Source organism: Pseudomonas sp. P7779 (assembly GCF_013386315.1).
Taxonomy (GTDB): Bacteria; Pseudomonadota; Gammaproteobacteria; order Pseudomonadales; family Pseudomonadaceae; genus Aquipseudomonas.
In genome coordinates, this window is record NZ_JACARZ010000003.1 from 141,394 (window position 1) to 165,607 (window position 24,214).

At 59.4% G+C, this 24,214-nt stretch carries 23 protein-coding genes, 1 tRNA gene and 1 pseudogene; 19 read left to right on the plus strand and 6 right to left on the minus strand.

The genetic code is table 11. The annotated features are described in order from the left end of the window. Positions 1-122: 122 nt before the first annotated feature. Positions 123-1,787 (minus strand): electron transfer flavoprotein-ubiquinone oxidoreductase, encoded by a 1,665-nt coding sequence (locus HX869_RS01050; RefSeq protein WP_177022185.1) that lies wholly within the window; start codon positions 1,785-1,787, stop codon positions 123-125. A 554-nt stretch (positions 1,788-2,341) separates the two neighbouring features. Here HX869_RS01050 and HX869_RS01055 point away from each other — a divergent pair. From HX869_RS01055 to HX869_RS01120, 14 genes are all read left to right on the plus strand, one after another. Next, a complete protein-coding gene (locus HX869_RS01055; protein ID WP_004371224.1) occupies positions 2,342-3,091 on the plus strand; it encodes an electron transfer flavoprotein subunit beta/FixA family protein in 750 nt (249 codons plus the stop codon). A 2-nt stretch (positions 3,092-3,093) separates the two neighbouring features. After that, positions 3,094-4,023 carry an electron transfer flavoprotein subunit alpha/FixB family protein gene (locus HX869_RS01060; protein ID WP_004371223.1) on the plus strand — a complete coding sequence of 310 codons (930 nt, stop codon included), beginning with the start codon at positions 3,094-3,096 and terminating at the stop codon, positions 4,021-4,023. 83 nt (positions 4,024-4,106) lie between these two features. Next, positions 4,107-4,922: an ABC transporter substrate-binding protein gene (locus HX869_RS01065; protein WP_178902610.1), complete on the plus strand. Its 816-nt coding sequence runs from the start codon at positions 4,107-4,109 to the stop codon at positions 4,920-4,922. 9 nt (positions 4,923-4,931) lie between these two features. After that, positions 4,932-5,294 (plus strand): DUF4398 domain-containing protein, encoded by a 363-nt coding sequence (locus tag HX869_RS01070; protein ID WP_178902611.1) that lies wholly within the window; start codon positions 4,932-4,934, stop codon positions 5,292-5,294. Beyond that, on the plus strand, positions 5,291-6,103 hold the full coding sequence (locus HX869_RS01075; RefSeq protein WP_004371220.1) for an OmpA family protein: 813 nt from the start codon (positions 5,291-5,293) through the stop codon (positions 6,101-6,103). The genes HX869_RS01070 and HX869_RS01075 overlap by 4 nt, the downstream gene beginning before the upstream one ends. 312 nt (positions 6,104-6,415) lie before the next feature. Beyond that, on the plus strand, positions 6,416-7,855 hold the full coding sequence (locus HX869_RS01080) for a PLP-dependent aminotransferase family protein (protein ID WP_008434911.1): 1,440 nt from the start codon (positions 6,416-6,418) through the stop codon (positions 7,853-7,855). A 104-nt stretch (positions 7,856-7,959) separates the two neighbouring features. After that, the gene (locus tag HX869_RS01085; protein WP_004371218.1) at positions 7,960-8,460 is read left to right on the plus strand and encodes a hypothetical protein; all 501 of its coding nucleotides are present in this window, start codon (positions 7,960-7,962) and stop codon (positions 8,458-8,460) included. 163 nt (positions 8,461-8,623) lie between these two features. After that, positions 8,624-8,878, plus strand: a complete 255-nt coding sequence (locus HX869_RS01090; RefSeq protein WP_178902612.1) for a YkgJ family cysteine cluster protein — start codon at positions 8,624-8,626, stop codon at positions 8,876-8,878. 44 nt (positions 8,879-8,922) lie between these two features. Next, positions 8,923-9,528 carry an START domain-containing protein gene (locus tag HX869_RS01095; protein WP_004371215.1) on the plus strand — a complete coding sequence of 202 codons (606 nt, stop codon included), beginning with the start codon at positions 8,923-8,925 and terminating at the stop codon, positions 9,526-9,528. A 79-nt stretch (positions 9,529-9,607) separates the two neighbouring features. Next, on the plus strand, positions 9,608-9,868 hold the full coding sequence (locus HX869_RS01100; protein WP_008434908.1) for a hypothetical protein: 261 nt from the start codon (positions 9,608-9,610) through the stop codon (positions 9,866-9,868). A 213-nt stretch (positions 9,869-10,081) separates the two neighbouring features. Next, positions 10,082-10,423, plus strand: a complete 342-nt coding sequence (locus HX869_RS01105) for a ribonuclease E inhibitor RraB (protein WP_003193463.1) — start codon at positions 10,082-10,084, stop codon at positions 10,421-10,423. A 425-nt stretch (positions 10,424-10,848) separates the two neighbouring features. Continuing rightward, positions 10,849-12,258, plus strand: coding sequence for a circularly permuted type 2 ATP-grasp protein (locus tag HX869_RS01110; RefSeq protein ID WP_178902613.1), 1,410 nt, complete (start codon positions 10,849-10,851; stop codon positions 12,256-12,258). 3 nt (positions 12,259-12,261) lie between these two features. Then, positions 12,262-13,212 (plus strand): alpha-E domain-containing protein, encoded by a 951-nt coding sequence (locus HX869_RS01115; RefSeq protein WP_004371204.1) that lies wholly within the window; start codon positions 12,262-12,264, stop codon positions 13,210-13,212. Beyond that, the gene (locus HX869_RS01120; RefSeq protein WP_178902614.1) at positions 13,209-14,012 is read left to right on the plus strand and encodes a transglutaminase family protein; all 804 of its coding nucleotides are present in this window, start codon (positions 13,209-13,211) and stop codon (positions 14,010-14,012) included. Before HX869_RS01115 ends, HX869_RS01120 begins: the two co-directional genes overlap by 4 nt. A gap of 104 nt (positions 14,013-14,116) precedes the next feature. On the opposite strand, the gene HX869_RS01125 is transcribed toward HX869_RS01120, so the two are convergent. Continuing rightward, positions 14,117-14,920: a cytochrome c gene (locus HX869_RS01125; RefSeq protein ID WP_177041404.1), complete on the minus strand. Its 804-nt coding sequence runs from the start codon at positions 14,918-14,920 to the stop codon at positions 14,117-14,119. Positions 14,921-15,601: 681 nt separating this feature from the next. Between HX869_RS01125 and HX869_RS01130 the strand changes: the two genes are divergently transcribed. The 3 genes from HX869_RS01130 to HX869_RS01140 all read left to right on the plus strand — a co-directional run bounded on the left by HX869_RS01130 (position 15,602) and on the right by HX869_RS01140 (position 19,903). Then, on the plus strand, positions 15,602-16,807 hold the full coding sequence (locus tag HX869_RS01130) for an acetyl-CoA C-acetyltransferase (RefSeq protein ID WP_178902615.1): 1,206 nt from the start codon (positions 15,602-15,604) through the stop codon (positions 16,805-16,807). 16 nt (positions 16,808-16,823) lie between these two features. Then, a complete protein-coding gene (locus HX869_RS01135) occupies positions 16,824-18,971 on the plus strand; it encodes a 3-hydroxyacyl-CoA dehydrogenase NAD-binding domain-containing protein (RefSeq protein ID WP_178902616.1) in 2,148 nt (715 codons plus the stop codon). A 203-nt stretch (positions 18,972-19,174) separates the two neighbouring features. Beyond that, entirely contained in the window at positions 19,175-19,903 is a 729-nt protein-coding gene (locus HX869_RS01140) for an amidotransferase (protein WP_087692757.1), read from the plus strand. Positions 19,904-20,068: 165 nt separating this feature from the next. Here HX869_RS01140 and HX869_RS01145 read toward each other — a convergent pair whose 3' ends face one another. The 3 genes from HX869_RS01145 to HX869_RS01155 all read right to left on the minus strand — a co-directional run bounded on the left by HX869_RS01145 (position 20,069) and on the right by HX869_RS01155 (position 22,770). After that, positions 20,069-21,040, minus strand: coding sequence for a magnesium and cobalt transport protein CorA (locus tag HX869_RS01145; RefSeq protein WP_004371189.1), 972 nt, complete (start codon positions 21,038-21,040; stop codon positions 20,069-20,071). Between the two features lie 71 nt (positions 21,041-21,111). Beyond that, the gene (locus tag HX869_RS01150) at positions 21,112-21,867 is read right to left on the minus strand and encodes a 1-acyl-sn-glycerol-3-phosphate acyltransferase (RefSeq protein WP_178902617.1); all 756 of its coding nucleotides are present in this window, start codon (positions 21,865-21,867) and stop codon (positions 21,112-21,114) included. Positions 21,868-22,080: 213 nt separating this feature from the next. Then, entirely contained in the window at positions 22,081-22,770 is a 690-nt protein-coding gene (locus tag HX869_RS01155; RefSeq protein ID WP_004371187.1) for a crotonase/enoyl-CoA hydratase family protein, read from the minus strand. A 333-nt stretch (positions 22,771-23,103) separates the two neighbouring features. Between HX869_RS01155 and HX869_RS01160 the strand changes: the two genes are divergently transcribed. Both HX869_RS01160 and HX869_RS01165 read left to right on the plus strand, forming a co-directional pair. Further along, positions 23,104-23,193, plus strand: a tRNA-Ser gene (locus HX869_RS01160). Between the two features lie 202 nt (positions 23,194-23,395). Further along, positions 23,396-23,641 carry a hypothetical protein gene (locus HX869_RS01165; protein ID WP_178902618.1) on the plus strand — a complete coding sequence of 82 codons (246 nt, stop codon included), beginning with the start codon at positions 23,396-23,398 and terminating at the stop codon, positions 23,639-23,641. 126 nt (positions 23,642-23,767) lie between these two features. Here HX869_RS01165 and HX869_RS01170 read toward each other — a convergent pair. Continuing rightward, positions 23,768-24,214, minus strand: a pseudogene (locus tag HX869_RS01170) (hypothetical protein); the annotation flags it as partial.

The window sequence follows — 24,214 nt, forward strand, 5'->3', positions numbered from 1 at the left end:
CATCTGTGACTGATACACCGCTTTCGCGAGCAAGCCCGCTCCCACATTTGACCGAGTCGATGGGTCTTTTTCCGGGCTACAAAAAAGGCCCCCATTTGGGAGCCTTCTGTTCAAGCAGCGGATTACATATTCGGGTAAGTCGGCCCACCCGCACCTTCCGGCGTCACCCACGTAATGTTCTGCGAAGGGTCCTTGATGTCACAGGTCTTGCAGTGCACGCAGTTCTGGGCGTTGATCTGGAAGCGCTTCTCGCCGTCTTCCTTGGTGATCACTTCATACACGCCGGCCGGGCAGTAGCGCTGCGCCGGTTCATCGTAAAGCGGCAGGTTGGTGCCGATCGGGATGCTCGGGTCTTTCAGCTTCAGGTGGCACGGTTGTTCTTCTTCGTGGTTGGTACCGGAGATGAACACCGAACTCAGCTTGTCGAAGCTCAGCTTGCCGTCGGGTTTCGGGTAGTCGATCTTCTTGCTGTCCTTGGCCAGCTTGAGGCAGGCGTAGTCCGGCTTGGTATCGTGCAGGGTAAACGGCATTTTGCCGCCGAGGATGTTCTGGTCGAACCAGTTGAAGCCGGCACCAATGATCGGGCCGAACTTGTGCATCGCCGGGCCGAAGTTACGGCTGGCGAACAGTTCTTCGTAGAGCCAGCTGTTCTTGAAACTGTCGACGTAAGCGGTCAGTTCGTCACCGCCTTCGGATTCGGCGAACAGGCGGTCAGCCACGGCGTCAGCGGCGAGCATGCCGGACTTCATCGCGGTGTGGCTGCCCTTGATCTTGGCGAAGTTCAGGGTGCCCAGGTCGCAGCCGATCAGCGCGCCGCCCTTGAACACCATTTTCGGCAGCGAGTTCAGGCCGCCTTTGCAGATGGCACGGGCGCCGTAGCTGATGCGCTTGCCGCCTTCCAGGTACTGGGCCAGCACCGGGTGATGCTTGAGGCGCTGGAATTCGTCGAACGGCGACAGGAAGGTGTTGCTGTAGGACAGGTCGACGATCAGGCCGACGACCACCTGGTTGTTTTCCAGGTGATAGAGGAACGAACCGCCGGTGTTCTCGGCGCTCATGATGTCCAGCGGCCAGCCGGCGGTGTGCACCACCAGGCCTGGCTGGTGTTTGGCCGGGTCGATTTCCCAGATTTCCTTCAGGCCGATGCCGTAGTGCTGGGCGTCGGCGTCGCCGTCCAGGTTGAAGCGCTGGATCAGTTGCTTGCCGATGTGGCCACGGCAACCTTCGGCGAACAGCGTGTACTTGCCACGCAGTTCCATGCCCGGGGTGTAGACGCCTTCTTTCGGGTTGCCTTCACGGTCGACGCCCAGGTCACCGGTGATGATCCCGCGCACCACGCCGTTTTCGTCGAACAGCGCTTCCTGGGCGGCGAAGCCTGGGTAGACTTCCACACCCAGGTTTTCGGCCTGCTGGGCGAGCCAGCGGCACAGGTTGCCCAGGGAAATAATGTAGTTGCCTTCGTTGTGCATGGTCTTGGGCACAAAGAAGTCAGGCACTTTGGTGGAAGCTTCGCTGGAGCGCAGTACATAGATGTCATCACGCACAACAGGGGTGTTGAGCGGTGCACCGAGTTCTTTCCAGTCCGGGAACAGTTCGTTCAGGGCACGGGGTTCAAACACGGCACCGGACAGGATATGAGCGCCGACTTCGGAGCCTTTTTCGACCACGCAGACGCTGATTTCCTTACCGGCTTCGGCGGCCTTCTGCTTCAATCGGCAGGCGGCAGACAGGCCTGCCGGGCCAGCGCCGACGATGACCACGTCGAATTCCATGTATTCGCGTTCCACAGGCTATCTCCTACTCAAGGCTCAACGGCTTTTTTTTCTAATGGGTGGAGGTTCGGTGATCCGTCCCACAATGCCTGCATCAATCTCATGCAAAGGGCAGGGGACGACCCACCTTTCTCTCTAGGTGGCGCATTATATCTACACCACTCTCAGCGTCCAATACAAACGTTTGTTTGAATTGCCCGCAAGCTAGGTAAATCAAAGCAACGCGGCTTATAACTGACCATTTTGGCGTATTGACCGGAATAGGCGTTCCGGTCAATATACGGTCGGTTTTGCGCATCCCGTAGGCAGACTGTGGGTTTCAAGGCCACCTCGAAAGACAGGCTGAAGGCAAATAAGGGTGACGCGCGAGCCACGATGGCGCGCAGTTTACACGCCACGATAATGAATGACCTCTCAGTCACCGCTGACGAACGGTCATCACTCCCGTGAGCAAGGTCCCCCGCCGACGATTGCCGGTGTTTTTGGAGGTGCCCTTGTGTGCCGATGAGCATCAAACCGCCAGGTTCGCCTAGGCGACTTTCTTTTCACCGGAGAGTAACGAGGAATCCATGAAGGTTCTTGTAGCTGTCAAACGCGTTGTCGATTACAACGTGAAAGTTCGCGTCAAGGCGGACAATTCCGGCGTCGACCTCGCTAACGTCAAGATGTCGATGAACCCTTTCTGCGAAATCGCCGTGGAAGAAGCCGTACGCCTGAAAGAGAAAGGCGTTGCGACTGAAATCGTCGTCGTTTCCATCGGTCCGACCACTGCTCAAGAGCAGCTGCGTACCGCCCTGGCGCTGGGTGCCGATCGCGCCATCCTCGTCGAATCCGCTGAAGAGCTGACTTCCCTGGCCGTTGCCAAGTTGTTGAAAGCCGTTGTCGACAAGGAACAGCCATCGCTGGTGATCCTCGGCAAACAAGCCATCGACAGCGACAACAACCAGACTGGCCAGATGCTGGCTGCACTGACCGGTTACGGCCAGGGCACCTTCGCCTCGAAAGTCGAAGTGAGCGGCGACAAGGTTGCCGTGACCCGCGAAATCGACGGCGGCGCGCAGACAGTTTCCCTGAAACTGCCGGCCATCGTCACCACCGACCTGCGTTTGAACGAGCCGCGCTACGCGTCCCTGCCAAACATCATGAAAGCCAAGAAGAAGCCTCTCGAAGTGCTGACTCCGGATGCTTTGGGCGTTTCCACCGCCTCCACCAACAAGACCGTCAAAGTCGAAGCGCCGGCTGCACGCAGCGCGGGCATCAAGGTCAAGTCGGTGGCTGAACTGGTCGAGAAACTGAAAAACGAAGCGAAGGTAATCTAACCATGACTATCTTGGTAATCGCAGAACACGACAACAAGGTCGTGGCTCCGGCCACCCTGAACACTGTTGCCGCCGCCGCCAAAATCGGTGGTGATATCCACGTGCTGGTCGCTGGCCAAAACGTTGGTGCCGTGGCTGAGGCCGCTGCCAAAATCGCTGGCGTGAGCAAAGTACTGGTTGCCGATAACGCAGCCTACGCTCACCAATTGCCGGAAAACGTTGCGCCGCTGGTTGCAGAGCTGGGCGCTGGCTACAGCCACATCCTGGCTGCCGCCACCTCCAATGGCAAAAACATCCTGCCGCGCGTTGCTGCGCAACTGGACGTTGACCAGATCTCCGAGATCGTTTCGGTAGAAAGCGCCGACACCTTCAAGCGTCCGATCTATGCCGGTAACGCCATCGCTACCGTGCAGTCTACTGCGTCGGTAAAAGTCATCACCGTGCGTGCCACCGGTTTCGACCCGGTGGCTGCTGAAGGTGGTTCGGCTGCGGTTGAAGCTGTGGCCGCTGCCCACGACGCTGGCACTTCCAGCTTCGTTGGCGAAGAGCTGGCCAAGTCCGATCGTCCGGAACTGACCGCTGCCAAGATCGTCGTTTCCGGCGGCCGCGGCATGCAGAACGGCGACAACTTCAAGCACCTGTACGCCCTGGCCGACAAGCTGGGCGCTGCGGTCGGCGCTTCCCGCGCAGCCGTCGACGCAGGTTTTGTACCGAACGACATGCAGGTCGGCCAGACCGGCAAGATCGTTGCGCCACAGCTGTACATCGCCGTCGGTATCTCCGGCGCGATCCAGCATTTGGCCGGTATGAAAGACTCCAAGGTGATCGTTGCGATCAACAAGGACGAAGAAGCACCGATCTTCCAAGTAGCTGATTACGGCCTGGTGGCGGACTTGTTCGAAGCCGTACCCGAGTTGGAGAAGCTGGTCTAATCCAGCCGCTTCACTTATAAAGAGCCCGGTCTTTTGACCGGGCTTTTTTTTGCCCGGTAATTTTTCAACTGGAGAACCCTGCCATGGAATTGCGTCCCTGGACTGTACTGCTGGCCCTGTCACTGCTGCCGGCGGTGTCGCTGGCGGCGGGCAAATGTGATCGCCTGGTGATCACCGGCAGCCCGGACGCCCCGCCTTATCTGTGGCGTGATCCCCAGGACCCCACGCACTTGATCGGCGCCACCGCCGACATGCTGCAGCAAGTGGCCAAGGACCTCGGGGTGAAAATCGACCTGCTGTACGGCGGCAAACGTTCCCTGGCGCTGGAAGAAGTGCGCAGCGGGCGCATGGACATCCTCGCCGACGCGCCATTGACCCTCGACGCCCTGGACTCCCTCGACTACATCCACCCGGCATTGGTGCAAACCGATTATCTGGTCTGGACCCGCAAGGATTCCTCCCTGGCCTACAGCCAGGCCAGCGACCTGCAGGGCCACAAGGGCGCGGTGTCGGAAAGGGCGCGCCTGAGCCGCGACTTTGAAACCTTCGCCGGTGAGCAACTGACCCTGCAGCGCCTGCCCAGCCTGACCCCGGCGTTCCAGAAACTGCTATTGGGAGAAGTGGACTACGTGCTCGCCGGACGTTATTCCGGCATGGCCATGGCCCAGACGTTGGGCATGAGCAACGACCTGGTGGCGCGGGAAATCCCCATCGACCAGCCGGGCCTGTACCTGGCCATTTCCCACAACTCCGCCTGCAACGATCCGTGGTTGCGCGGACAGCTCGCCAAAAAGATGACAGAATTGCCCGCGTCCGGTCTGGCGGAAACCGCGCTGCAGAGCAATCTTGAGCGCTGGAAAGCGCAGTTGCAGCAACCCGTCGGCACCCCAACAAAGTAGGGATTTTCAGTGACTATTCGACCTCTTTTCGCGGCCCTCGCCGTTGTAGCTCTGGCGGGATGTGCAGCCGATCCTGCGCCGAATGAACAAATGCGCCTGACCCGGCAAGCCCTGGAACAAGCCAGCGCCGTGGGCGCCGTTGCCAGCGATTCGCCCGAGCTGAAGCTGGCGGAAGACAAGTTCACCCAGGCCCGTGCCGACATGGCCGATGAATCCTACAAGGACGCCCGCATGCAGGCTGAAGAAGCCGAGCTGGACGCCCGCCTGGCGGAAGCGCGGGTGCTGACCCGCAAAAGCCAGGAGCAACTGAACGTGCTCAACACCCGCATCACCCGCCTGCGCAAGCAGTTGCAGTTGGGAGACGCCCAATGAGCCCGTTGATGCGTGGGTTGAGCTGTGTGGTGTTGCTGGGCAGTGCGCTGGGTGGTTGTGCGACGCACCCCGACAGTAACCTCGCCTTGCAACAGGCCAGCACTGACTTCCAGAAGGTCAAGGAAGATTCGAATGTGCTGCGTATCGCACCCAAGGACGTGATTCGCGCCGGTGAGTCCCTGGCCCGTGCCGACCGTTTCTCCAGCTTCTGGGGCAGCGGCGCCGATGTGGCGCATTACGCCTACCTGAGCCAGCGCTACAGCGCGATTGCCCGGGAACACACCGAGCAGGCACTCAACCAGGAGCGTGGGGTCAAGCTGGAGCTGGAACGCCAGCGCCTGCAACTGGCCCTGCGTGAAGCCAAGCTCTCCAGCGTTCAGCAACAGGGCAAATGGATTGAGGCGCAGATATCCAGCCTGACCACCGTCCAGCCTGATCGCGGGCTGGTGATGACCCTGGGTGACGTGCTGTTCGATACGGGTGATGCAGAGCTGCAAAACTCGGCCAACCGCACCGTGCTCAAAGTGGTGCAGTTCCTGCAACTGAACCCCAAGCGCGTGGTGCGCATCGAGGGTTACACCGACAATACCGGCGGCGAACAGGAAAATATCAAACTGTCCCGGGACCGCGCTCAAGCGGTTGCGGATGTACTGAGCGACCTGGGGATCGACGAAAAACGCATTCAGGTCGAAGGCTACGGCGATCAGTATCCGGTCGAAGCCAACGCGTCTGAGCGGGGCAGGGCGCAGAACCGTCGGGTAGAAATTGTGTTCTCCGACGAAAAAGGCCAGCTGGGCGCTGCTCGCTGAACCTGATTCTCAAGGTGAAAGGTGATTCCTGTGGGAGCTGTCGAGCCCCAGCGAGGCTGCGACAGGATCGCCTCGGTGCACCTGCGAGACCGCAGCGCCTGCATCGCAGCCTCGCTGAAGCTCGACAGCTCCCACATAAGCCCGGTCGCTGATCGGGTTTTTTATGCCCGCGATTCAGTTCGCAACCCTTACAGTTTTTTCTATCACTGCCGCCCGCGCTCGACTATTGTGGCAACTGTCCCCGTACACTTCTAAACTGTGCCGGTATGTTTCACACAAAAATAAAATACCCGTGAAATCGAGTGCTGCGTCATGACCAATCTGTTGCTCTACCAACGTATCGCCCAGCAGCTGGCTGAGGATATCCGCCGCGGTGTCTATCAACCGGGCGAGCGCGTGCCTTCGGTACGCAAAATGAGCTCCCAGCTCAACGTCAGCCACGCCACCGTGTTGCAGGCCTACGCGAACCTGGAAGACCAGGGTTTGATTCGCGCGCGGCCGCAGTCCGGGTATTACGTGCACCAGACGCCGGCGCTCACTGCGCCCACGCCGGACATCGCCCGGGTCGAGCGTCCAGGGTTGGTCACCCGCAGCAGCATCATTCAACAGGTGTTGGTGGAATCCCGTCGCGAAGGCGTGTTCCCGCTCGGCGCCGCCGTGCCGAGTGTCGACTACCTGCCTGTGCGCGCGCTGCATCAGCAACTGGCCAAGGTCACGCGTTTCCAGAGCCCGCGGGCGTTCAGCTACATGTTCAGCCCGGGTTTCGAGCCGCTGCGGCGCCAGGTGGCGATCCGTATGCGCGATGCCGGGGTGGTGGTCGACCCCTCCGAAGTGGTGATCACCCATGGGTGTGTCGATGCATTGCAGATGTCGCTGCGGGTGCTGACCCGCCCCGGCGACCTGATCGCCGCCGAATCGCCGACCTATTACGGCTTGCTGCAACTGGCCGATCTGCTGGGCCTGAAGGTCATCGAAATCCCCAGCGACCCGGCCACCGGCATGAGCCTGGAAGCCCTGCAACTGGCAGCCAACCAATGGTCGATCAAGGCCCTGGTGCTGACCACGCGCCTGAGCAATCCCCTGGGCGGCACCATGCCCGAAGAGCGGCAGAAACAGTTGCTGCGCCTGGCCTCGGATTTCGATATCCAGGTGGTCGAGGACGATATCTATGGCGAACTGATGTTCGAACTGGGCCGCACCAAGGCCCTGAAAGCCTACGACCGTCTGGACCGGGTCATCTATTGCTCGAGTTTCTCGAAGACCCTGTCACCGGGCATTCGCATTGGCTGGATGATTGCCGGCAAGTACCAGCAGGAAATCCAGCGCCTGCAAATGTTCAGCACCCATTCGGCCTGCAGCGTGACCCAGATGGGCACGGCGGCGTACCTGGAGAATGGCGGTTACGACCGCCACCTGCGCTATATCCGCCAGGAGTACCGCAAGAACCTCAGCGCGTTCCAGCTGGCCGTGCAGCAGTATTTTCCCGAAGGCACCCAGATGACCCGCCCGACCGGCGGTTTTATCCTGTGGGTCAGTTTGCCTGGACGGGTCAATACCCAGGAACTGCACGTGCGCGCCTTGCAGCAGGGCATCAGCATTGCACCGGGGCTGATCTTCAGTAATACGGAACAGTTCAACCACTGTATTCGCCTGAACTGCGGCACCCCGTGGAACCGCGAGGCGGAGCGCGCCTTGATGACCCTCGGGATGCTGGCAAGCCAGTTATGCCAGGAGACTGCGGCGGGTTTTTGAGGCATGGAAAGGGGACACGACGGGTAGCTGGCTAATTACCATGCTTGTCATACCGTCCTCAACAAGCGAGCATATGGCCTTCTGCCGTTAATGCTGCTGGCGATATGACTTATACCTTTCCTGCTGCCCTGCTGATCTGCGTGTTAAGCCTGTGTAACGCTGGCGCTGTCCTGGCGGCTCCCGCCGGTGAAGCGGCACCTGCTGCCAGCTCCCAGCAAACGGTGCCGGCGAAAAAAGCCGCTGCGGCCAAGAAGGCACCGGTCGCGAAGAAAGCCCCCGCAAAGAAAGCAACGCCGGTTAAAAAACGTGCGCCTATCGCCAGCAAGTCAAAGTCGGCCCACGAAGTCGCCAAGACGCCGCTGCCGCCCGCAGAGCTGGATTTGAGCCTGCCGTCGAACATGGTTCGCCACCTGCAACCCCTCGGCACCATGCCGCAGCCGAAGAACGTGCCGCTGCTGCCGCCGATGTTTGCCGAAAAGCCCACTGACAACAGTGCCTTCCAGATCAACGGGCGCCTGCTCAGCAATGAAATGCAGCTGCAACTGCGCAACGAAGAACGCCGCGAAGTTGAAGGTGCGGCGCTGGATTTCCAGTTCAAGCAATAAACCCGACGAGTAAACGTGACGCGCACCCCTGACCTTCTGTCGCAGACTGGTCAGTCACTTTTGTTTTCGGTGAAAAACCCCTGTTAAGCCAATTTAAAACGTCTGTTTAAGGGCGTAGTCTTACGTGGCCATCAACACTTGAGTTGTCGAGGATCTGTTCGTCATGAAATGCCGTCAAGGCTGTGGCGCTTGCTGCATTGCCCCATCCATCAGTTCTCCGTTGCCGGGAATGCCTGCCGGCAAACCGGCGGGCGAACGCTGCCTGCATCTTTCGGTCGAACAACTGTGCCAGTTGTTTGGCCAGCCTGAGCGGCCGGCAGTGTGTAGTTCGTTCCAGGCGGATATCGAGGTCTGTGGCAGTAGCCAGGCAGAAGCGATCAGGTTGATCGGCTGGTGGGAACAGATGACGGCGGCTTAGTGGGCTGTTCAAAGTACTGAACTTCAACAATAAGGAATAAGACCATGGGTTCACTGAAACGAATTGCTGTGTTGTGCGGTTTTACCGCGTTGTTCGCTGCCGCAGCGCATGCTGAAGACTGGCAGACGGCCAAGGATGAAGACGGCATCAAAGTGTCCTTGAGTGAAATTGCCGGTTCCAAGTACAAGGCTTATCGCGGTGTGACGACCATCAAGGCGCCGCTGGCCAAGATCCAGGCGCTGCAGGAAGACGTGGCGGGGGCCTGTTCCTGGATCCACGAATGCAAGTCGCAGAAACTGCTCAAGCAGGAAGGCGACAAGAGCTGGACCTACACCCAGTTCAAGGCACCGTTCCCGGTGACCGATCGTGACTCGATCCTGGAAATCACCACCACCAAGGCTGCCGATGGCACCGTCACCCGCAAGCTGTTGGAAGTGCCGACCTACCAGCCAGAAGTCAAAGGCTACGTGCGCGTAGCCCAGGTCGATGGTTACTGGAAGCTGGTGCCTAAAGGCGACAACCTGACCGAAGTGACCTACCAGGTGCACACCGAGCCAGGTGGCAGCGTGCCGTCTTGGTTGGCCAACAAGTTCGTGGTGGACGCACCGTTCAACACCTTGAAAGCCCTGAAAGAACACGCTGAAAAATAACTGCAGTTGATCAGGTGCCTCCTGCCTTGAGTGGAACGATTTCCAGGCCCTCAAGGTCCAGATAGATGTAAGCCCACCCATGGGTTTTATCGAGGAGGCTCTGATGCCAAAGTGGAACGTTTCCTTCACCAATGATCATGGTGAGTCGGTAGTCGAGCAATTCGAGTGCGAGCAAAAACCCACGCTTGAAGAAGCTGCGCGCCTGGTTCGCGCCCGCGTATCACCGGTGCTGGAGGAACTGGATCTCAACGATCTGGAGGGGCGTATCGCCGAACCCACGGTCAAGATTCTGAAAGATCAAAACAGCATCAAAGACCTCAACGTCGAACCCGCCGCCTGAATATTCCCTGTACGCCTTTAAACAGACTCTGGTGGAGGTGATAGCTTCGCGCTACTCTGCAATGGAGATCAGCGAATGAATCGCTAAGGTCTGGTCTTGTCAGCTACATGCTTGTCTCCCAGCGGCGACGTCACTGCCGTAACACCCGCGCCCTTGCAGCGCGGGCCTTGGGAAGCACGGAAAGTCTATCCATCGGTTTGAGGAGGACGTTTCATGAGCACAGCCTATCAAGAAGACATCAGCACCAACGTGTTGCGCCGCATGAAAGAGGGCGGCTTTGACTTCTCGCGTTTCCACCCCATCGAGTTCTACGCCATTTTCCCGGATGAGGAACGTGCGCGGCGGGCTGCGGGTCGGTTTCGTGGGGAATCCCTGAATGCCCAGGTCAGCGCGCGGGATGACGGCGCCTGGTACCTGGAATTGAGCAAAATCATGTTCGCCACCTACGACGGCATAGGAGACTTCGAGCAGGACTTTGAGGCGGTGGTCGAGCCCTTGGGCGGAATCATCGAGGGATGGGGCGTGAAACAGGAGGTGCGTGGGTTACCCATGTAGCGGCATGAGCAATAACACAGCGTATCGGCTGACCTTTGGGTCGGCCGTTTTTGTTTCTGGCGCGGGAAAAATCCTGCGCAAAAAAAAGCCACCCGAGCAGGGTGGCCAAAGGGAAGATCGCAAAGGAGGAGAGCGATTCGGTACAAGCGGTAATGCGCAATGGATGAAGCTGTAGGACGCGTCCTGTTCAGCTGATGGAGGTGATTATCCGCGGGGTTTGCCGGGCAGTGAAATCAACTCTGACTATGCTGGTGATAGTCATGGCCTGCATTGCAATGAGGCGCCGCCCATGACAGCGGGCATTTGCTGCACCGGGACGGTGCGATGAGACCTGCGTCTATATCCAACTGATTGATACTTAAGTGTTTATGCCGCTGGCACGGGCCTTGCGATGGTTCTGGCGTCCGGGTGACAAGGAGTACGGCATGATCCGCACTTATTATGATGAGATGTACGACGGGGCAGGGCAGGTGCGCCCCCATTACCGCGAATTTGCCCGCTGGTTGGCCGACACGCCGGCCGAACTGCTGGCCCAGCGCCGGCGCGAAGCCGATTTGCTGTTTCACCGGGCCGGTATCACCTTCACCTTGTATGGCGATGAGCAAGGTACCGAGCGCCTGATCCCCTTCGACACGATCCCCCGCAGCATCCCGGCCAGTGAATGGCGGATCGTCGAGCGCGGCTGCATCCAGCGGGTCAAGGCGCTGAACATGTTTCTCGCCGACCTCTACCACGAACAACGCATTATCAAGGCCGGGATCATCCCCGCCGAGCAAGTCCTGGCCAACGAGCAGTACCAGTTGGCGATGCAGGGCCTGGACCTGCATCGGGATATCTATTCCCACATCTCAGGTGTCGACCTCGTACGCGATGGCGACGGCACTTACTACGTCCTCGAAGACAATCTGCGCACCCCCAGCGGCGTGAGCTACATGCTCGAAGACCGCAAGATGATGATGCGCCTGTTCCCCGAACTGTTCGCGGCCCAGCGCATCGCGCCCATCGACCACTATCCCAACCTGTTGCTCGACACCCTGAAAAGCTCCAGCCCGCTGGATAATCCCAGCGTGGTGGTTCTCACCCCGGGGCGTTTCAACAGTGCGTTCTTCGAGCATGCATTCCTGGCCCGGGAAATGGGCGTGGAACTGGTGGAAGGCGCCGACCTGTTCGTGCGTGATGACCGCGTGTTCATGCGCACCACCGATGGTCCCAAGGCGGTGGATGTGATCTACCGTCGCCTCGACGACGCGTTCCTCGACCCGCTGGCCTTCAACCCGGACTCCATGCTCGGCGTACCGGGCCTGCTGGCCGCGTATCGCTCGGGCAACGTGGTGTTGGCCAATGCCATCGGCACCGGGGTGGCGGATGACAAGTCGGTGTACCCCTTCGTCACCGAGATGATCCGTTTTTACCTGGATGAAGAACCGATCCTGAAGAATGTTCCGACGTTCCAGTGCCGTAATCCCAGTGAACTGTCCCACGTACTGGCCAACCTTCCGGAACTGGTGGTGAAGGAAACCCAGGGCTCCGGTGGCTATGGCATGTTGGTCGGTCCGGCCGCCTCGGCGGCGGAAATCGAAGCCTTCCGCGCACGCATCAAGGCCAAGCCCCACGCCTATATCGCGCAACCGACCCTGTGCCTGTCGACATGCCCGACCTTCGTCGAAAACGGCATCGCGCCACGCCACATCGACCTGCGCCCGTTTGTGCTGCAAGGCAAGGAAACCCGTGTGGTCCCCGGCGGCCTGACTCGTGTGGCGCTGCGGGAAGGCTCGCTGGTGGTCAACTCGTCCCAGGGCGGCGGCACCAAAGACACCTGGGTGGTCGAGGATTGAAATATGTTGAGTAGAACTGCCTCGGATTTGTATTGGATGTCACGCTACTTGGAGCGCGCGGAAAACCTCGCGCGGATGCTCGATGTCAGTTATTCGCTGTCGCTGATGCCCCAGGACGGGCGCGGCGATGGCCTGCATGAACTGGCGATGCCGCTGCTGATCACCGGCACCCTCGACGATTACCGCGAGCGCCACGGTGAACTGCACGCCGAACGCCTGCTGCACTTCTTCGCCCTGGATGCGGCGAACCCGGCCAGCATCTACAGCTGCCTCGGCGCTGCACGCGCCAGTGCCCATGCCGTGCGTGGGCGAATCACCGCCGACATGTGGGAAAACATCAACGCCACCTGGCTGGAAATTCGCGACATCGCCCAGCAAGGCCTGAGCCGCTACGGCATGAGCCGGTTCTGCGAGTGGGTCAAGGAACGTTCCCACCTGTTCCGCGGTGCCACCTACGGCACCATCATGCGTAACGACGCCTTTCGTTTTATTCGCCTGGGCACCTTTATCGAGCGCGCCGACAACACCCTGCGCTTGCTCGACGCCCGCTATGAAATGGCCGGCGACCAGGCCGAAGCGGTCACCGATGGTACCGCCCATGCCTACTATCAATGGAGTGCGTTGTTGCGGGCGTTGTCGTCGTTCGAGGCCTACACCGAAATCTACCGTGATGCCCCCGGCGCCCGACAAGTCGCCGAGCTGTTGCTGCTGCGCGCCGACGTGCCGCGGTCGCTGCGGGCCTGCAGTGAAGAGATCGACCAGATCCTTGGCAGCCTGCCCGGCATCAACGGTCGCCCGGCCCAACGCCTGGCAGCGGAAATGGACGCACGCCTGCGCTATACCGCCATCGACGAAATTCTCGAGGAAGGCCTGCACGCTTGGCTGACCGACTTCATCCCGCTCGTGCGCGAGCTGGGCGATGCTATTTACAGTTCCTACCTGGAGGCGGCATGAGACTTTCCATCAGCCACGAAACCACCTACCACTACGAAGACCAGGTGCGTGCCAGCATCCAGTACCTGCGGCTCACGCCCCACGACAGCGAGCGCCAGCATGTCCTCAGTTGGCAGTTGGACTTGCCCCGGCCGGTACGGGCGCAACTCGACCCGTTCGGCAACATCCTGCACGTGTTGACCCTGGACGAGCCCCATGAAGCCATCATCATTGGCGCCCGTGGCCAGGTGGATATCGACGAATTGCGCGAGGCCGAACATGAAAGCCAGTCGGCCTTCCCGTTCCTGCGCTGCACCCGGTTGACCGAGCCGGACGAGGCCCTGCGCAGCTTTGCCGAAAAGCATTGCCATCAACGCCGCGACCGCAGCGTATTGATCGACCTGATGCACGCGCTGAACCAGTACATGACCTATTCGCCCGGCTCTACCGAAGTCGACACCTGTGCGGCCAAGGCGTTTGCCGGGCGTGCCGGGGTGTGCCAGGACCACACCCACGCCTTCCTCGCCTGTGCCCGCAGCCTGGGGATTCCGGCGCGTTATGTGTCGGGGTATTTGTACAGCGAAGACTGCGAGCACCTCGCCAGCCATGCCTGGGCTGAAGCGTGGCTGGATGACGCCTGGTACAGTTTTGACGTGACCAATCAACTGGCGCGGCCGGAGCGGCATTTGAAGCTGGCGGTGGGTCTGGATTACCTGGACGCCTGCCCGGTACGAGGCATGCGTCGTGGGGGAGGGCATGAGCAGATGCATGCCAAGGTATTTGTAGCGCCGACACCGGTGATTTCGGTGCAGCAGCAGTAGGATCCAGGGAGAGAGGGAGCTGTGTGTAGCAGGAAAGCTCTCTGTGCCAGGAAAGCTTTTTGTGGCGAGGGAGCAAGCTCCCTCGCCATAGATTTACCTGAGCCTTAAGGCTGCTTTCTGCCCGCCATATGCTTCAAATACCCCACCAGCAGATCCAGGTCCGCATCCGGCAGCACGCTGGTGGCAAACGCCGGCATCTTCGCCTGTGGCCAGTGCCGCATGCTTTGCGGATCGCGGATGTAGCGCTTGAGGAAATCCCCGGCAAAATATTCAGTGGGGTTGTAAGGAATATTCAGGTCCGGCCCCACCTGCGCATCGCCGGCCCCGTTCAGGCGATGACATGCCAGGCAGTTCTTCTGGAACAGTGCGAACCCCTGATTCACCGGGTCATTCGCCGCCAGTTTCGGATCCGGCAACAACGCCGGGAAGCGCTCCGCCACCGTCTTCAACTGCTTGATCCCGGAAATCTGAAACGGCCATTGCTCAGGGCTGATATGCCCGGCCTGTGGATCGGTCCACACCAGGTAAAACGGCCCGGCACTGGGCTTGCCGTCTGCCAGTGGCGGCCACGGATGCGCCGGATCTTCCACCGCCAGCCAGGCCCGCGCGCCGCTTTTTGATAGCAGCGGTGCCGCCGTCAGTTCCGCGGCAAAGCCGTCGAGGGCCACTGCCTGCAGATGATTTTCCGGCGTGATGCCCGGCAACAGTGCTGCCAGCGGCACTGCGCGATACGTCATGTTGCGCTTGTAGGAAACGTCATCAACGATCTGCACCGTCTGCACATCCGGACGCTTGAGCAGTTCGGTGGTTTCCCAGGTTTTGCTGGCGTGATCCAGCTCGACGGTCAATTTCGCGGCGTGCGCCGGCAAGGCCAGCAGCAGGATCAGGAGGACGATGATCTGTTTCAAGGAAGGGCCACATATCGGAAAAGGCGGTGGAACTCACGATACCGCAAAATCACAAAATCTCGGCGCGCAAAACGGCAGCCCCTGACGGGATCGCTATACGCAATATCCCGAAAGGCGCTGCCAAAGGCTGCGATCCTGGCGCTGTGTCTGCGCAGAATATGGGGTGTGAGAGGTCACCCAATGACCTTGGTGAGGTTGGGCAAGATCAGAATCAGGGTGGTGGCGAACAGAATAAGTCCCGCCTGACGTACTTTCGAATGCTTGAACATGGCTGACTGCCTTTTGTTGTTATTCCTGAGCGTCAAATGCGTGCCGGTCGATTCAACTATGACGGTGCTACATGACTCTTTTCTTACAGTTCCTACAGGTGCTCCAGCAAAACCCGGCAGCAACCTTTAACTTCTCTTACAGATTCAACCTTAGAGCCCTCGTTCTATATGGCTTAGATCCATTTCGTCTCATCACCTGAAGAAAACTTATTAAAAAGGCATGAGGCCAATTGCCAGCCAGACGCCAGCCCTACGGCTAGACAGCTAAAACGATTAATCAGCCGATTCCCGTAGCCTCCTACCGTTCGTCTGAGCGTGAGCGTCAAGGTCAATGAGCGGTTCGGTCATTGAATCCGGCGCCCTGGCGCCTAAGGTAAGGACACGATTCGTTGCATAGTGATTCGAGGACGTCATGACCCAAGCTTTGATCTTTGATGCGATACGCACGCCCCGGGGCAAAGGCAAGGCGGATGGCGCCCTGCACAGCGTCAAGCCGGTGAACCTGGTGGCCGGTTTGCTGACGGCACTGCAACAGCGCACCGACCTCGACACCCGGCAAGTGGATGACATCGTCCTGGGCTGTGTCACACCGATTGGCGACCAGGGCGCCGACATCGCCAAGACCGCCGCCTTGGTGGCGGACTGGGATATCAGCGTCGCCGGTGTGCAGATCAACCGGTTTTGCGCCTCGGGCCTGGAAGCCGTGAACCTCGGCGCGATGAAAGTGCGCTCCGGCTTTGAAGACCTCGTGGTGGTGGGCGGCGTCGAGTCCATGTCCCGAGTGCCCATGGGCAGTGACGGCGGCGCCTGGGTGCTCGACCCGCAAACCAATATGCACAGCCACTTCACCCCGCAAGGCATCGGTGCCGACCTGATCGCCACCCTGGAAGGCTTCACCCGCCAGGACGTCGACGCCTTTGCCCTGCACTCACAGCAGAAAGCGGCGCGGGCCAGATCAGACGGTTCCTTCAACAAGTCGCTGATCGCCGTGCAGGACCAAAATGGCATTGTGCTGCTGGATCAGGACGAATTCATCCGTGCCGACTCCACCTTCGAAGGCCTGGGCAAACTCAAGCCCAGCTTCGAAATGATGGGCCAGATGGGCTTCGACGCCACGGCGTTGCGGGTCTACAGCCACGTCGAACGCATCAATCACGTGCACACACCGGGCAACAGTTCCGGGATCGTCGATGGCGCGGCGCTGATGCTGATCGGTTCTGAAGCAAAAGGTCGCGAACTCGGCCTGCAACCCCGGGCGCGGATCGTCGCCACCGCTGTCACCAGTACCGACCCCACCATCATGTTGACCGGCCCGGCACCGGCAACCCGCAAGGCACTGGCCAAGGCGGGTTTGCGGGTTGAAGACATCGACCTGTTCGAGGTCAACGAAGCGTTTGCGTCGGTGGTGCTCAAGTTCATCAAGGACATGGGCATCGACGCCGCCCGGGTCAACGTCAACGGTGGCTCCATCGCCATGGGCCACCCGCTGGGCGCCACGGGCTGCGCGATTCTCGGCACCTTGCTCGATGAGCTGGAGGTGCGCCAGCAGCGTTATGGCCTGGCCACCCTGTGTGTCGGCGGCGGCATGGGTATCGCCACTATCATCGAACGCCTCTGAGCCTAAGGAATCAGTCATGACCGATGCCATTCGTTACGAAAAGGGCCAGGACCAGATTGTGGTGCTGACCATCGACATGCCCGGCCAGAGCGCCAACACCATGAACGGGGTGTACCGCGAGGCCATGGCGGCCACCGTCGCCCGCCTGGACGCCGAGAAGGATTCGATTGCGGGCGTGATCATCACCTCGGCGAAGAAGACCTTCTTTGCCGGCGGCGACCTTAATGAACTGATCAAGGTCGACAAACCCCACGCCAAGGATTTCTACGACAGCGTGCTAGGGCTGAAGGCGCAACTGCGCACCCTGGAAACCCTCGGCAAACCGGTAGTGGCCGCGATCAACGGCGCAGCGCTGGGCGGTGGCTGGGAGATTTGCCTGGCGTGCCAGCACCGTGTGGCGCTGGACCACAAGTCGGTACAGATTGGCCTGCCGGAAGTCACCCTCGGGCTTTTGCCGGGTGGCGGCGGCGTGGTGCGCATGGTGCGGATGCTGGGCCTGGAAAAAGCCTTGCCCTACTTGCTGGAAGGCAAAAAGATTACGCCGCAGCAGGCGCTGCAAGCCGGGTTGATTGATGAGCTGGCGGCAGACCGTGATGAGCTGCTGGCCAAGTCCCGGGCGTGGATTCTGGCCAACCCCGAGGCGAAACAGCGCTGGGACATCAAGGGCTATCAGATCCCGGGTGGTACGCCGTCCAACCCGAAAGTCGCGCAAATGCTTGCCATTGCGCCATCGATCCTGCGCGCCAAAACCAACGGCTGCTTCCCGGCCCCGGAGAAAATCCTCTGCGCCGCCGTGGAAGGTGCCCAGGTGGATTTCGACACGGCGCACTTGATCGAGACCCGCTACTTCACCGAGCTGGTCACCGGGCAAGTGGCGAAAAACATGATTGGCACCTTCTGGTTCCAGCTCAATGAAATCAATGCCGGCAGTTCGCGGCCCCAGGGCTTTGCGCCGTATGTGACACGCAAGGTCGGCGTGCTCGGCGCCGGGATGATGGGCGCGGGCATTGCCTACGTCAGCGCTTCGGCGGGCATTGAGGTGGTGCTCAAGGACGTCAGCCAGGCGGCGGCAGAGAAGGGCAAGGCCCACTCGGCCACGTTGCTGGACAAGAAGGTCGGGCGTGGGCAATTGACCGCCGAACAGCGGGAAACCATCCTCGCGCGGATTGTTCCTACCGAATCCGACGCCGATCTTGCCGGCTGCGACCTGATCATCGAAGCCGTCTTCGAGGATCGGGAACTCAAGGCCAAGGTCTCGGCGGCCGCGCAAAACGTGGTGGGTGCCGAAGCGGTGATCGCCTCCAACACCTCCACCTTGCCCATCAGCGGGTTAGCCACCGCCGTTCCAGACCAGGGCAAGTTTATCGGCCTGCATTTCTTCAGCCCGGTGGACAAAATGCCCCTGGTGGAAATCATCAAGGGCGCCCGCACCAGCGACGAAACCCTGGCGCGGGGATTCGACTTCGTACTGCAAATCAAGAAAACCCCGATCGTGGTCAACGACAGCCGCGGCTTCTTCACTTCAAGGGTGTTCGGCACCTTCACCAATGAAGGTATCGCCATGCTCGGCGAAGGCGTGGCCGCACCGATGATCGAGACCGAGGCGCGCAAGGCCGGGATGCCGGTGGGGCCGCTGGCGGTCTCTGACGAAGTTTCCCTCAGCCTGATGAGCCATATCCGTCAACAGACGGCCAAGGACCTACAGGCCGAGGGCAAGCCGTTACCGCAGCACCCGGCGTTTGCCGTGATCGACCTGTTGCTCATTGAATACAAGCGCCCGGGCAAGGCGGCGGGTGGCGGTTTCTACGAATACCCGGCGGGCGGGCAGAAACACCTGTGGCCGGAGCTGAAAAGCCGCTTCGAAAAGCCCGGCCAACAGATCTCGCCGCAAGACGTGCGCGACCGTTTGCTGTTCATCCAGGCCATCGAAACCGTGCGCTGTGTGGAGGAGGGCGTATTGATGTCGACGGCTGATGCCAACGTCGGCTCGATCTTCGGTATCGGCTTTGCCGCCTGGAGCGGCGGAGCGCTGCAATTCATCAACCAGTACGGCCTGAACGATTTCGTCGCCCGCGCCCGCTACCTGGCCGAGCAATATGGTGAGCGCTTCACGCCGCCGGCGCTGCTGTTGGAGAAAGCTGCACAGGGTGAAGCGTTTCGGTGATCCAAATGTGGGAGCGGCGGTGCGACGATTCGACTTGCTCGCGAAAGCGGTGGATCAGCTAACGAGTGTGTTGACTGACACACCGCATTCGCGAGCAAACCCGCTCCCACATTGAGCATGGCGATGGGGCTTGCCTTGGAAGGGTATTTCAAGGCAGGCTCTGGGGGTGTTCATTATTCCCATCGCCGTGTCAGGTATTTTTTATGTCGTTACGCGTGTGCATCCTGGAAACCGATATCCTGCGTCCTGGGCTGATCGATCAGTACCAAGGGTACGGGCAGATGTTCAAGCGCCTGTTCTCCAAACAGCCGATTGCCGCCGAGTTCGTCATCTATAACGTGGTGCAGGGTGAATACCCGGCGGATGAAGAAGTGTTCGACGCGTACCTGGTGACGGGCAGCAAGGCCGACTCCTTTGGCACCGATCCGTGGATCCAGACCCTCAAGACCTACCTGCTGGACCGCCATGCCCGCGGCGACAAGCTGATCGGCATCTGCTTCGGCCACCAGTTGCTGGCGCTGCTGTTGGGTGGCAAGACCGAGCGGGCGACCAAGGGCTGGGGCATGGGCATCCATGACTACAAACTGAACGCCAAGGCACCGTGGATGAGCCCGGTGGTGGAAGAACTGACGCTGTTGATCAGCCACCAGGACCAGGTCACCACCTTGCCGGAAAACGCCACCGTGATCGCCTCCAGCGAGTTCTGCCCGTTTGCGGCGTACCACATTGAAGACCAGGTGCTGTGCTTCCAGGGCCACCCGGAATTTATCCACGACTATTCCCGCGAGTTGCTGGAGATTCTTCAGACAACGCTGGGGGAGAAGGTCTACACCAACGGTGTGGCCAGCCTGGAACGAGACCACCACGGCGTCACCGTGGCGGAATGGATGATGCGGTTTGTGGCGCACAAACCAAAAGCAGGAGCGGCCTGAAACCGTCCAGGGCAAGAAGCACGGTCTTCAAGGCAAAGCAGATTAATGTAGGAGCTGGCTTGCCTGCGATAGCATCACCTTGGTGTAACTGACAAACCGAGGTGCCTGCATCGCAGGCAAGCCAGCTCCCACACTTTTGATCTTCAGCAAATTGAGCTGGGTTTGTTACAGCCAGCCTGAACGCTTGAAGCTGGCCCACAAACTTGTACACCCCACCGCAATAAACCCCAGCACCGCGAAATACCCATAGTGCCATTGCAGCTCCGGCATGTTCTGGAAGTTCATCCCGTAAATCCCGGCCACCGCCGTCGGGAACGCCAGAATCGCTGCCCACGCGGCAAACTTGCGTTGCACCACGCTTTGGCGCGAGGCTTCCAGCAACACCCCAATCTCGATGGTCTGGCTGGCGATATCCCGCAAGGTGGTCAGGTCTTCCATCTGCCGGGTGACGTGAATCTGCACATCGCGAAAGTACGGACGCATGTTCTTGTCGATAAACGGGAAGCTCAGTTTCTGCAATTCCTGACTGATCTCCACCATCGGTGCCACATAGCGCTTCAGTCGCAGGACATCGCGGCGCAGGCCGTGGAGCTTCTGGATATCCGCTTCACTCAGGGAGTTGCACAACACGTTGCGCTCCAGTTCATCGACCTCGGCATGAATCGCCTCGCTCACCGGCTGGTAGTTCTCGGTAACAAAATCCAGCAGCGCATAGAGTACGAAATCTTCCCCATGCTCCAGCAACAGCGGTCGCGCCTCACAGCGCTGGCGCACATAGCCGTAGGATGCCGAGTGGCCGTTGCGGGCGGTGATGATGTAGCCGTTGCCGGCAAAAATATGGGTTTCGATAAACTCCAGCTTGCCGTTATCGCGCACCGGCGAATAGGTCACGATAAACAGCGCGTCGCCGAAGGTTTCAAGCTTGGGGCGGCTGTGTTTTTCCAGGGCGTCTTCGATGGCCAGTTCGTGCAGGTTGAACTGGCGCTGCAGGTTGGCCAGTTCCAGGGCGCTGGGCTCCTCCAGGCCGATCCACACAAAGTGGTCAGGCTTGGCGGCCCACGCGGCGCCTTCGTCGAGGGTGATATCAGTGACTTTCTTTCCGGCGCTATAGACGGCGGCCGCAACAACTCTACCCATAGTGCTGATCGCTTCTTCTTGAATGGCAGATGACAACTGTCAGGCAGCTTAGCTGCCCTGCCCAATCAGAGTCAGCAAATTCGGCGGGGTTCAGCCGTGATTGCAGGCGTGGTTTGCAGCTCGCGGTCCATCGCCTCGATGCAGTCGCGCATTTGCTCGCGACAGGTCTGCATTAACAGCGGCATGTCATCCATCGTCAGCCCCTTCGTAGGAATCGGCGGCAACGAGCGAATCAGAATATCGCCACTGTTCCAGCGATTGAGCTTCATCTGCTTCACATAGGTGCTGACACACACCTGCACAATCGGCACGCCTGCGGCGATCGCCATCTGGAACGCGCCTTTCTTGAACGGCAGCAGGGTTTCACCGAAGTTGCGCGTGCCTTCCGGGAACACCCAGATCGAGGTGTCGGCATGCTGCAAGGTGTGGGTGGTGGTCAGCATCGAACGCCGCGCCTTGTGCGCATTGCCCCGGTCGATCAACACATTGCCCGCCAGCCAGAACAACTGTCCGAACAACGGCACCCACTTCAGGCTCTTCTTGCCGATACACACCGTGCGGTACGGCACCACGGTGCCGAACACAAACAGGTCGTAGTTGGATTGATGGTTGGCGATGATCACGCAACTGCTGGGCTTGTGACGCAGCGAGTCGACATCGGCCTTCACTCGCAGGCGCAATAGCCACATCGCCGGCACCGCATACAGGCGCGCGCAGTAACGGCTGTTGTCCGGATTGAACGGCCGACAGATCCCCAGCAGCACGCCCAGTACGCCCGCAATCATAAAATGCAGGCCCATCAACAACATGCGTAACAAAAAAAGCATCGACACAGCCCATCGGGACAAAAGGTGGCGCAGTGTACGGATGTGCACTGTATTCGGCAATTGCCCCTATAGAGTCAGAAGATAGGCGATGTTTAAGCGCATGTTTCAACATGCTGTGACAGACACTGTCTAGAGCGGTTGTAGGCAAACCGGAATTCTTTGTAAGAAAAAGCCCGACTCAAGGTCGGGCTTCGATTCAGCAGGCGTGTTTGATTAACCCAAGTGCCCCTGATCCTGAATGATCGCGTCATCCAGGGCTTCCAGCAGCGCCTTACGCACCTTCAGCTTGGTGTGCTTGTGGGCGTTCATATTGATCTTCTTCAGTTGGCGAGCGGCTTCCAGCGCTGCGGCCTGCAACTCTTCCGGCGCGACCACCTTATCCAGGAACCCGGCGCTCAACGCGTCCTGCGGGTTAAACATCTCGGCATTGATCACCGATCGGTGGAAGGCCGACTTGCGCAGACGATCCCGCGCCAGCTCGATCCCGGCGTGGTGCATGGTCATGCCGATCATCACTTCATTCAGGCCAATGCTGAAAGGCCCGTCCACACCGATCCGGTAATCCGCCGACAACAACAGGAATGCCCCCTTGGCCACCGCGTGCCCGGGGCACGCCACGATCACCGGGAAGGGGTGCGACAACAGGCGGCGGGCGAGGGTGGAGCCCGACGTCACCAGGCTCACGGCTTCTTTAGGGCCGGCGGTCATCACCTTCAAATCATAGCCACCGGACAAAATCCCCGGCGTGCCCGTGATGATCACCACCGCCCGATCCTTCTCGGCCTGATCCAGCGCTTGATTAAACGCACTGACCACTGCCGGCGAAATGGCATTCACCTTGCCGTTGCTCAGGGTCAGGGTCGCGATACCGTCTTCGAGGTGGTAGGCAATCAACTCACTCATGACGCGATTCCTTGTAATGCTTGTAATAGAAGGACAGACGGCAGACGTTACCCACCGCGCCCGCCCTGGTAAAGCGCCATGACTGACTACCCAGTCAGACTTTTCCCCCATGCCCGCCCGCAGGCGGCCTTCGGCAAGGCGCAGCAGCTACCATAGACAAGCGCCGCGAGTGCCCGAGAATGGCAGAATCGCCGTGGTGTGCGTGGCGCCGCAGAGGGCTGGAACGGCATAACCGCCTAAGCGCATGAAAATTCTGAAAAAAACCTTTGCCATCGGAAAAGCTTTCGACTACATTAGCGCGCCTCGACAGACTGAATCAGTTTGACGAGATACGGTGAAGTGTCCGAGTGGCTTAAGGAGCACGCCTGGAAAGTGTGTATACAAGAAATTGTATCGAGAGTTCGAATCTCTCCTTCACCGCCAAATTTGAAACGACTAAACCCCTGAAAACGTTAAAGTTTTCAGGGGTTTTGTGTTTTCAGAGAGTCAAAAACGACCCATATGGGAACATCCATGGGAATGCTTGTAGCCGTACGGCTGTAAGCGGGCCGCCGCCCAGGGCGATAAATCCATCGTGATCATTCGTCGGAAAACAGAACGCCCGGCCGGGCCAAGGAGTTATTCAATGCGTATGACGTTCCGCAGCGCTTGTCGCAATTCTTGCCTGGCAGCGGTGGTGTATTTCCTATACGTCGGATTTCAGAAAGGGTTTGACGTCTTTGGCTGGTACGGCGTCGGGTGGTCATGGGGGGATTGGTTTGTGCTCGCAGTGTTGGTCGCTTTCATTTCGTTGATGCTGTTCAGCGAGTGGTGCCTGCAACGCAAGCATTTAAAAGCCAAGACCCTTGAGCATGGCGGAGACTCCATATAAGTAAGCTTATGGCGTAGCGGGCCCCATGCTACGCCAGGCGTGGAGGATGTGCTTGCATCGACCCCTGCTACGTCGAGCCGCTGTTTGTGGCAGTCGACGTGGCCGGGGGATAAGTGCCGCTAATTGCTATATCAGCAAAGGTGATGGTGGTGGTGGAGGCGCCGGTGGAGTTGGTGGGGGTGGTGCTGGAACAAGTCCCATCAGGTCAACTATTTGACTCGCCAATTCAGGTTCAACAGCTGTCAGAAATTCGTTGGCTAGCTTCACGTAAAAGTCATAAACATCATCATCTGAGATGATCCAGCCCACCTGCGCGTTCTCGAGCGCTGCCGTGAATAATTTTGCCGCATCGGAATCGTCAAAGTGCCCTATATATTTAGTAAGTTTTGAAATTACAAAATGCGTAGTTGAAAAACTGCCGCTCTCTATCAATTGCTCAATTGCCTCATCTTTTTGTTTAAGAAAAGCTAAGTGCTCGGGTGAGACTAACTTTTCTGCTGCTTCAACTGCTGCGTCAAATGCTACTTCAGCAGCCGGAGGCAGCGGAGGAACGGGTGGTGGTGGTGGTGGTGG

What these genes read in the sequence shown, in the direction of transcription:
- HX869_RS01055 (WP_004371224.1), top strand. Translation starts at nt 2,342, where the DNA reads ATGAAGGTTCTTGTAGCTGTCAAACGCGTTGTCGATTACAACGTGAAA.
- HX869_RS01060 (WP_004371223.1), top strand. Translation starts at nt 3,094, where the DNA reads ATGACTATCTTGGTAATCGCAGAACACGACAACAAGGTCGTGGCTCCG.
- HX869_RS01065 (WP_178902610.1), top strand. Translation starts at nt 4,107, where the DNA reads ATGGAATTGCGTCCCTGGACTGTACTGCTGGCCCTGTCACTGCTGCCG.
- HX869_RS01075 (WP_004371220.1), top strand. Translation starts at nt 5,291, where the DNA reads ATGAGCCCGTTGATGCGTGGGTTGAGCTGTGTGGTGTTGCTGGGCAGT.
- HX869_RS01080 (WP_008434911.1), top strand. Translation starts at nt 6,416, where the DNA reads ATGACCAATCTGTTGCTCTACCAACGTATCGCCCAGCAGCTGGCTGAG.
- HX869_RS01085 (WP_004371218.1), top strand. Translation starts at nt 7,960, where the DNA reads ATGACTTATACCTTTCCTGCTGCCCTGCTGATCTGCGTGTTAAGCCTG.
- HX869_RS01090 (WP_178902612.1), top strand. Translation starts at nt 8,624, where the DNA reads ATGAAATGCCGTCAAGGCTGTGGCGCTTGCTGCATTGCCCCATCCATC.
- HX869_RS01095 (WP_004371215.1), top strand. Translation starts at nt 8,923, where the DNA reads ATGGGTTCACTGAAACGAATTGCTGTGTTGTGCGGTTTTACCGCGTTG.
- HX869_RS01100 (WP_008434908.1), top strand. Translation starts at nt 9,608, where the DNA reads ATGGGTTTTATCGAGGAGGCTCTGATGCCAAAGTGGAACGTTTCCTTC.
- HX869_RS01105 (WP_003193463.1), top strand. Translation starts at nt 10,082, where the DNA reads ATGAGCACAGCCTATCAAGAAGACATCAGCACCAACGTGTTGCGCCGC.
- HX869_RS01110 (WP_178902613.1), top strand. Translation starts at nt 10,849, where the DNA reads ATGATCCGCACTTATTATGATGAGATGTACGACGGGGCAGGGCAGGTG.
- HX869_RS01115 (WP_004371204.1), top strand. Translation starts at nt 12,262, where the DNA reads ATGTTGAGTAGAACTGCCTCGGATTTGTATTGGATGTCACGCTACTTG.
- HX869_RS01120 (WP_178902614.1), top strand. Translation starts at nt 13,209, where the DNA reads ATGAGACTTTCCATCAGCCACGAAACCACCTACCACTACGAAGACCAG.
- HX869_RS01130 (WP_178902615.1), top strand. Translation starts at nt 15,602, where the DNA reads ATGACCCAAGCTTTGATCTTTGATGCGATACGCACGCCCCGGGGCAAA.
- HX869_RS01135 (WP_178902616.1), top strand. Translation starts at nt 16,824, where the DNA reads ATGACCGATGCCATTCGTTACGAAAAGGGCCAGGACCAGATTGTGGTG.
- HX869_RS01140 (WP_087692757.1), top strand. Translation starts at nt 19,175, where the DNA reads ATGTCGTTACGCGTGTGCATCCTGGAAACCGATATCCTGCGTCCTGGG.
- HX869_RS01145 (WP_004371189.1), bottom strand. Translation starts at nt 21,040, where the DNA reads ATGGGTAGAGTTGTTGCGGCCGCCGTCTATAGCGCCGGAAAGAAAGTC.
- HX869_RS01150 (WP_178902617.1), bottom strand. Translation starts at nt 21,867, where the DNA reads ATGCTTTTTTTGTTACGCATGTTGTTGATGGGCCTGCATTTTATGATT.
- HX869_RS01155 (WP_004371187.1), bottom strand. Translation starts at nt 22,770, where the DNA reads ATGAGTGAGTTGATTGCCTACCACCTCGAAGACGGTATCGCGACCCTG.
- HX869_RS01165 (WP_178902618.1), top strand. Translation starts at nt 23,396, where the DNA reads ATGCGTATGACGTTCCGCAGCGCTTGTCGCAATTCTTGCCTGGCAGCG.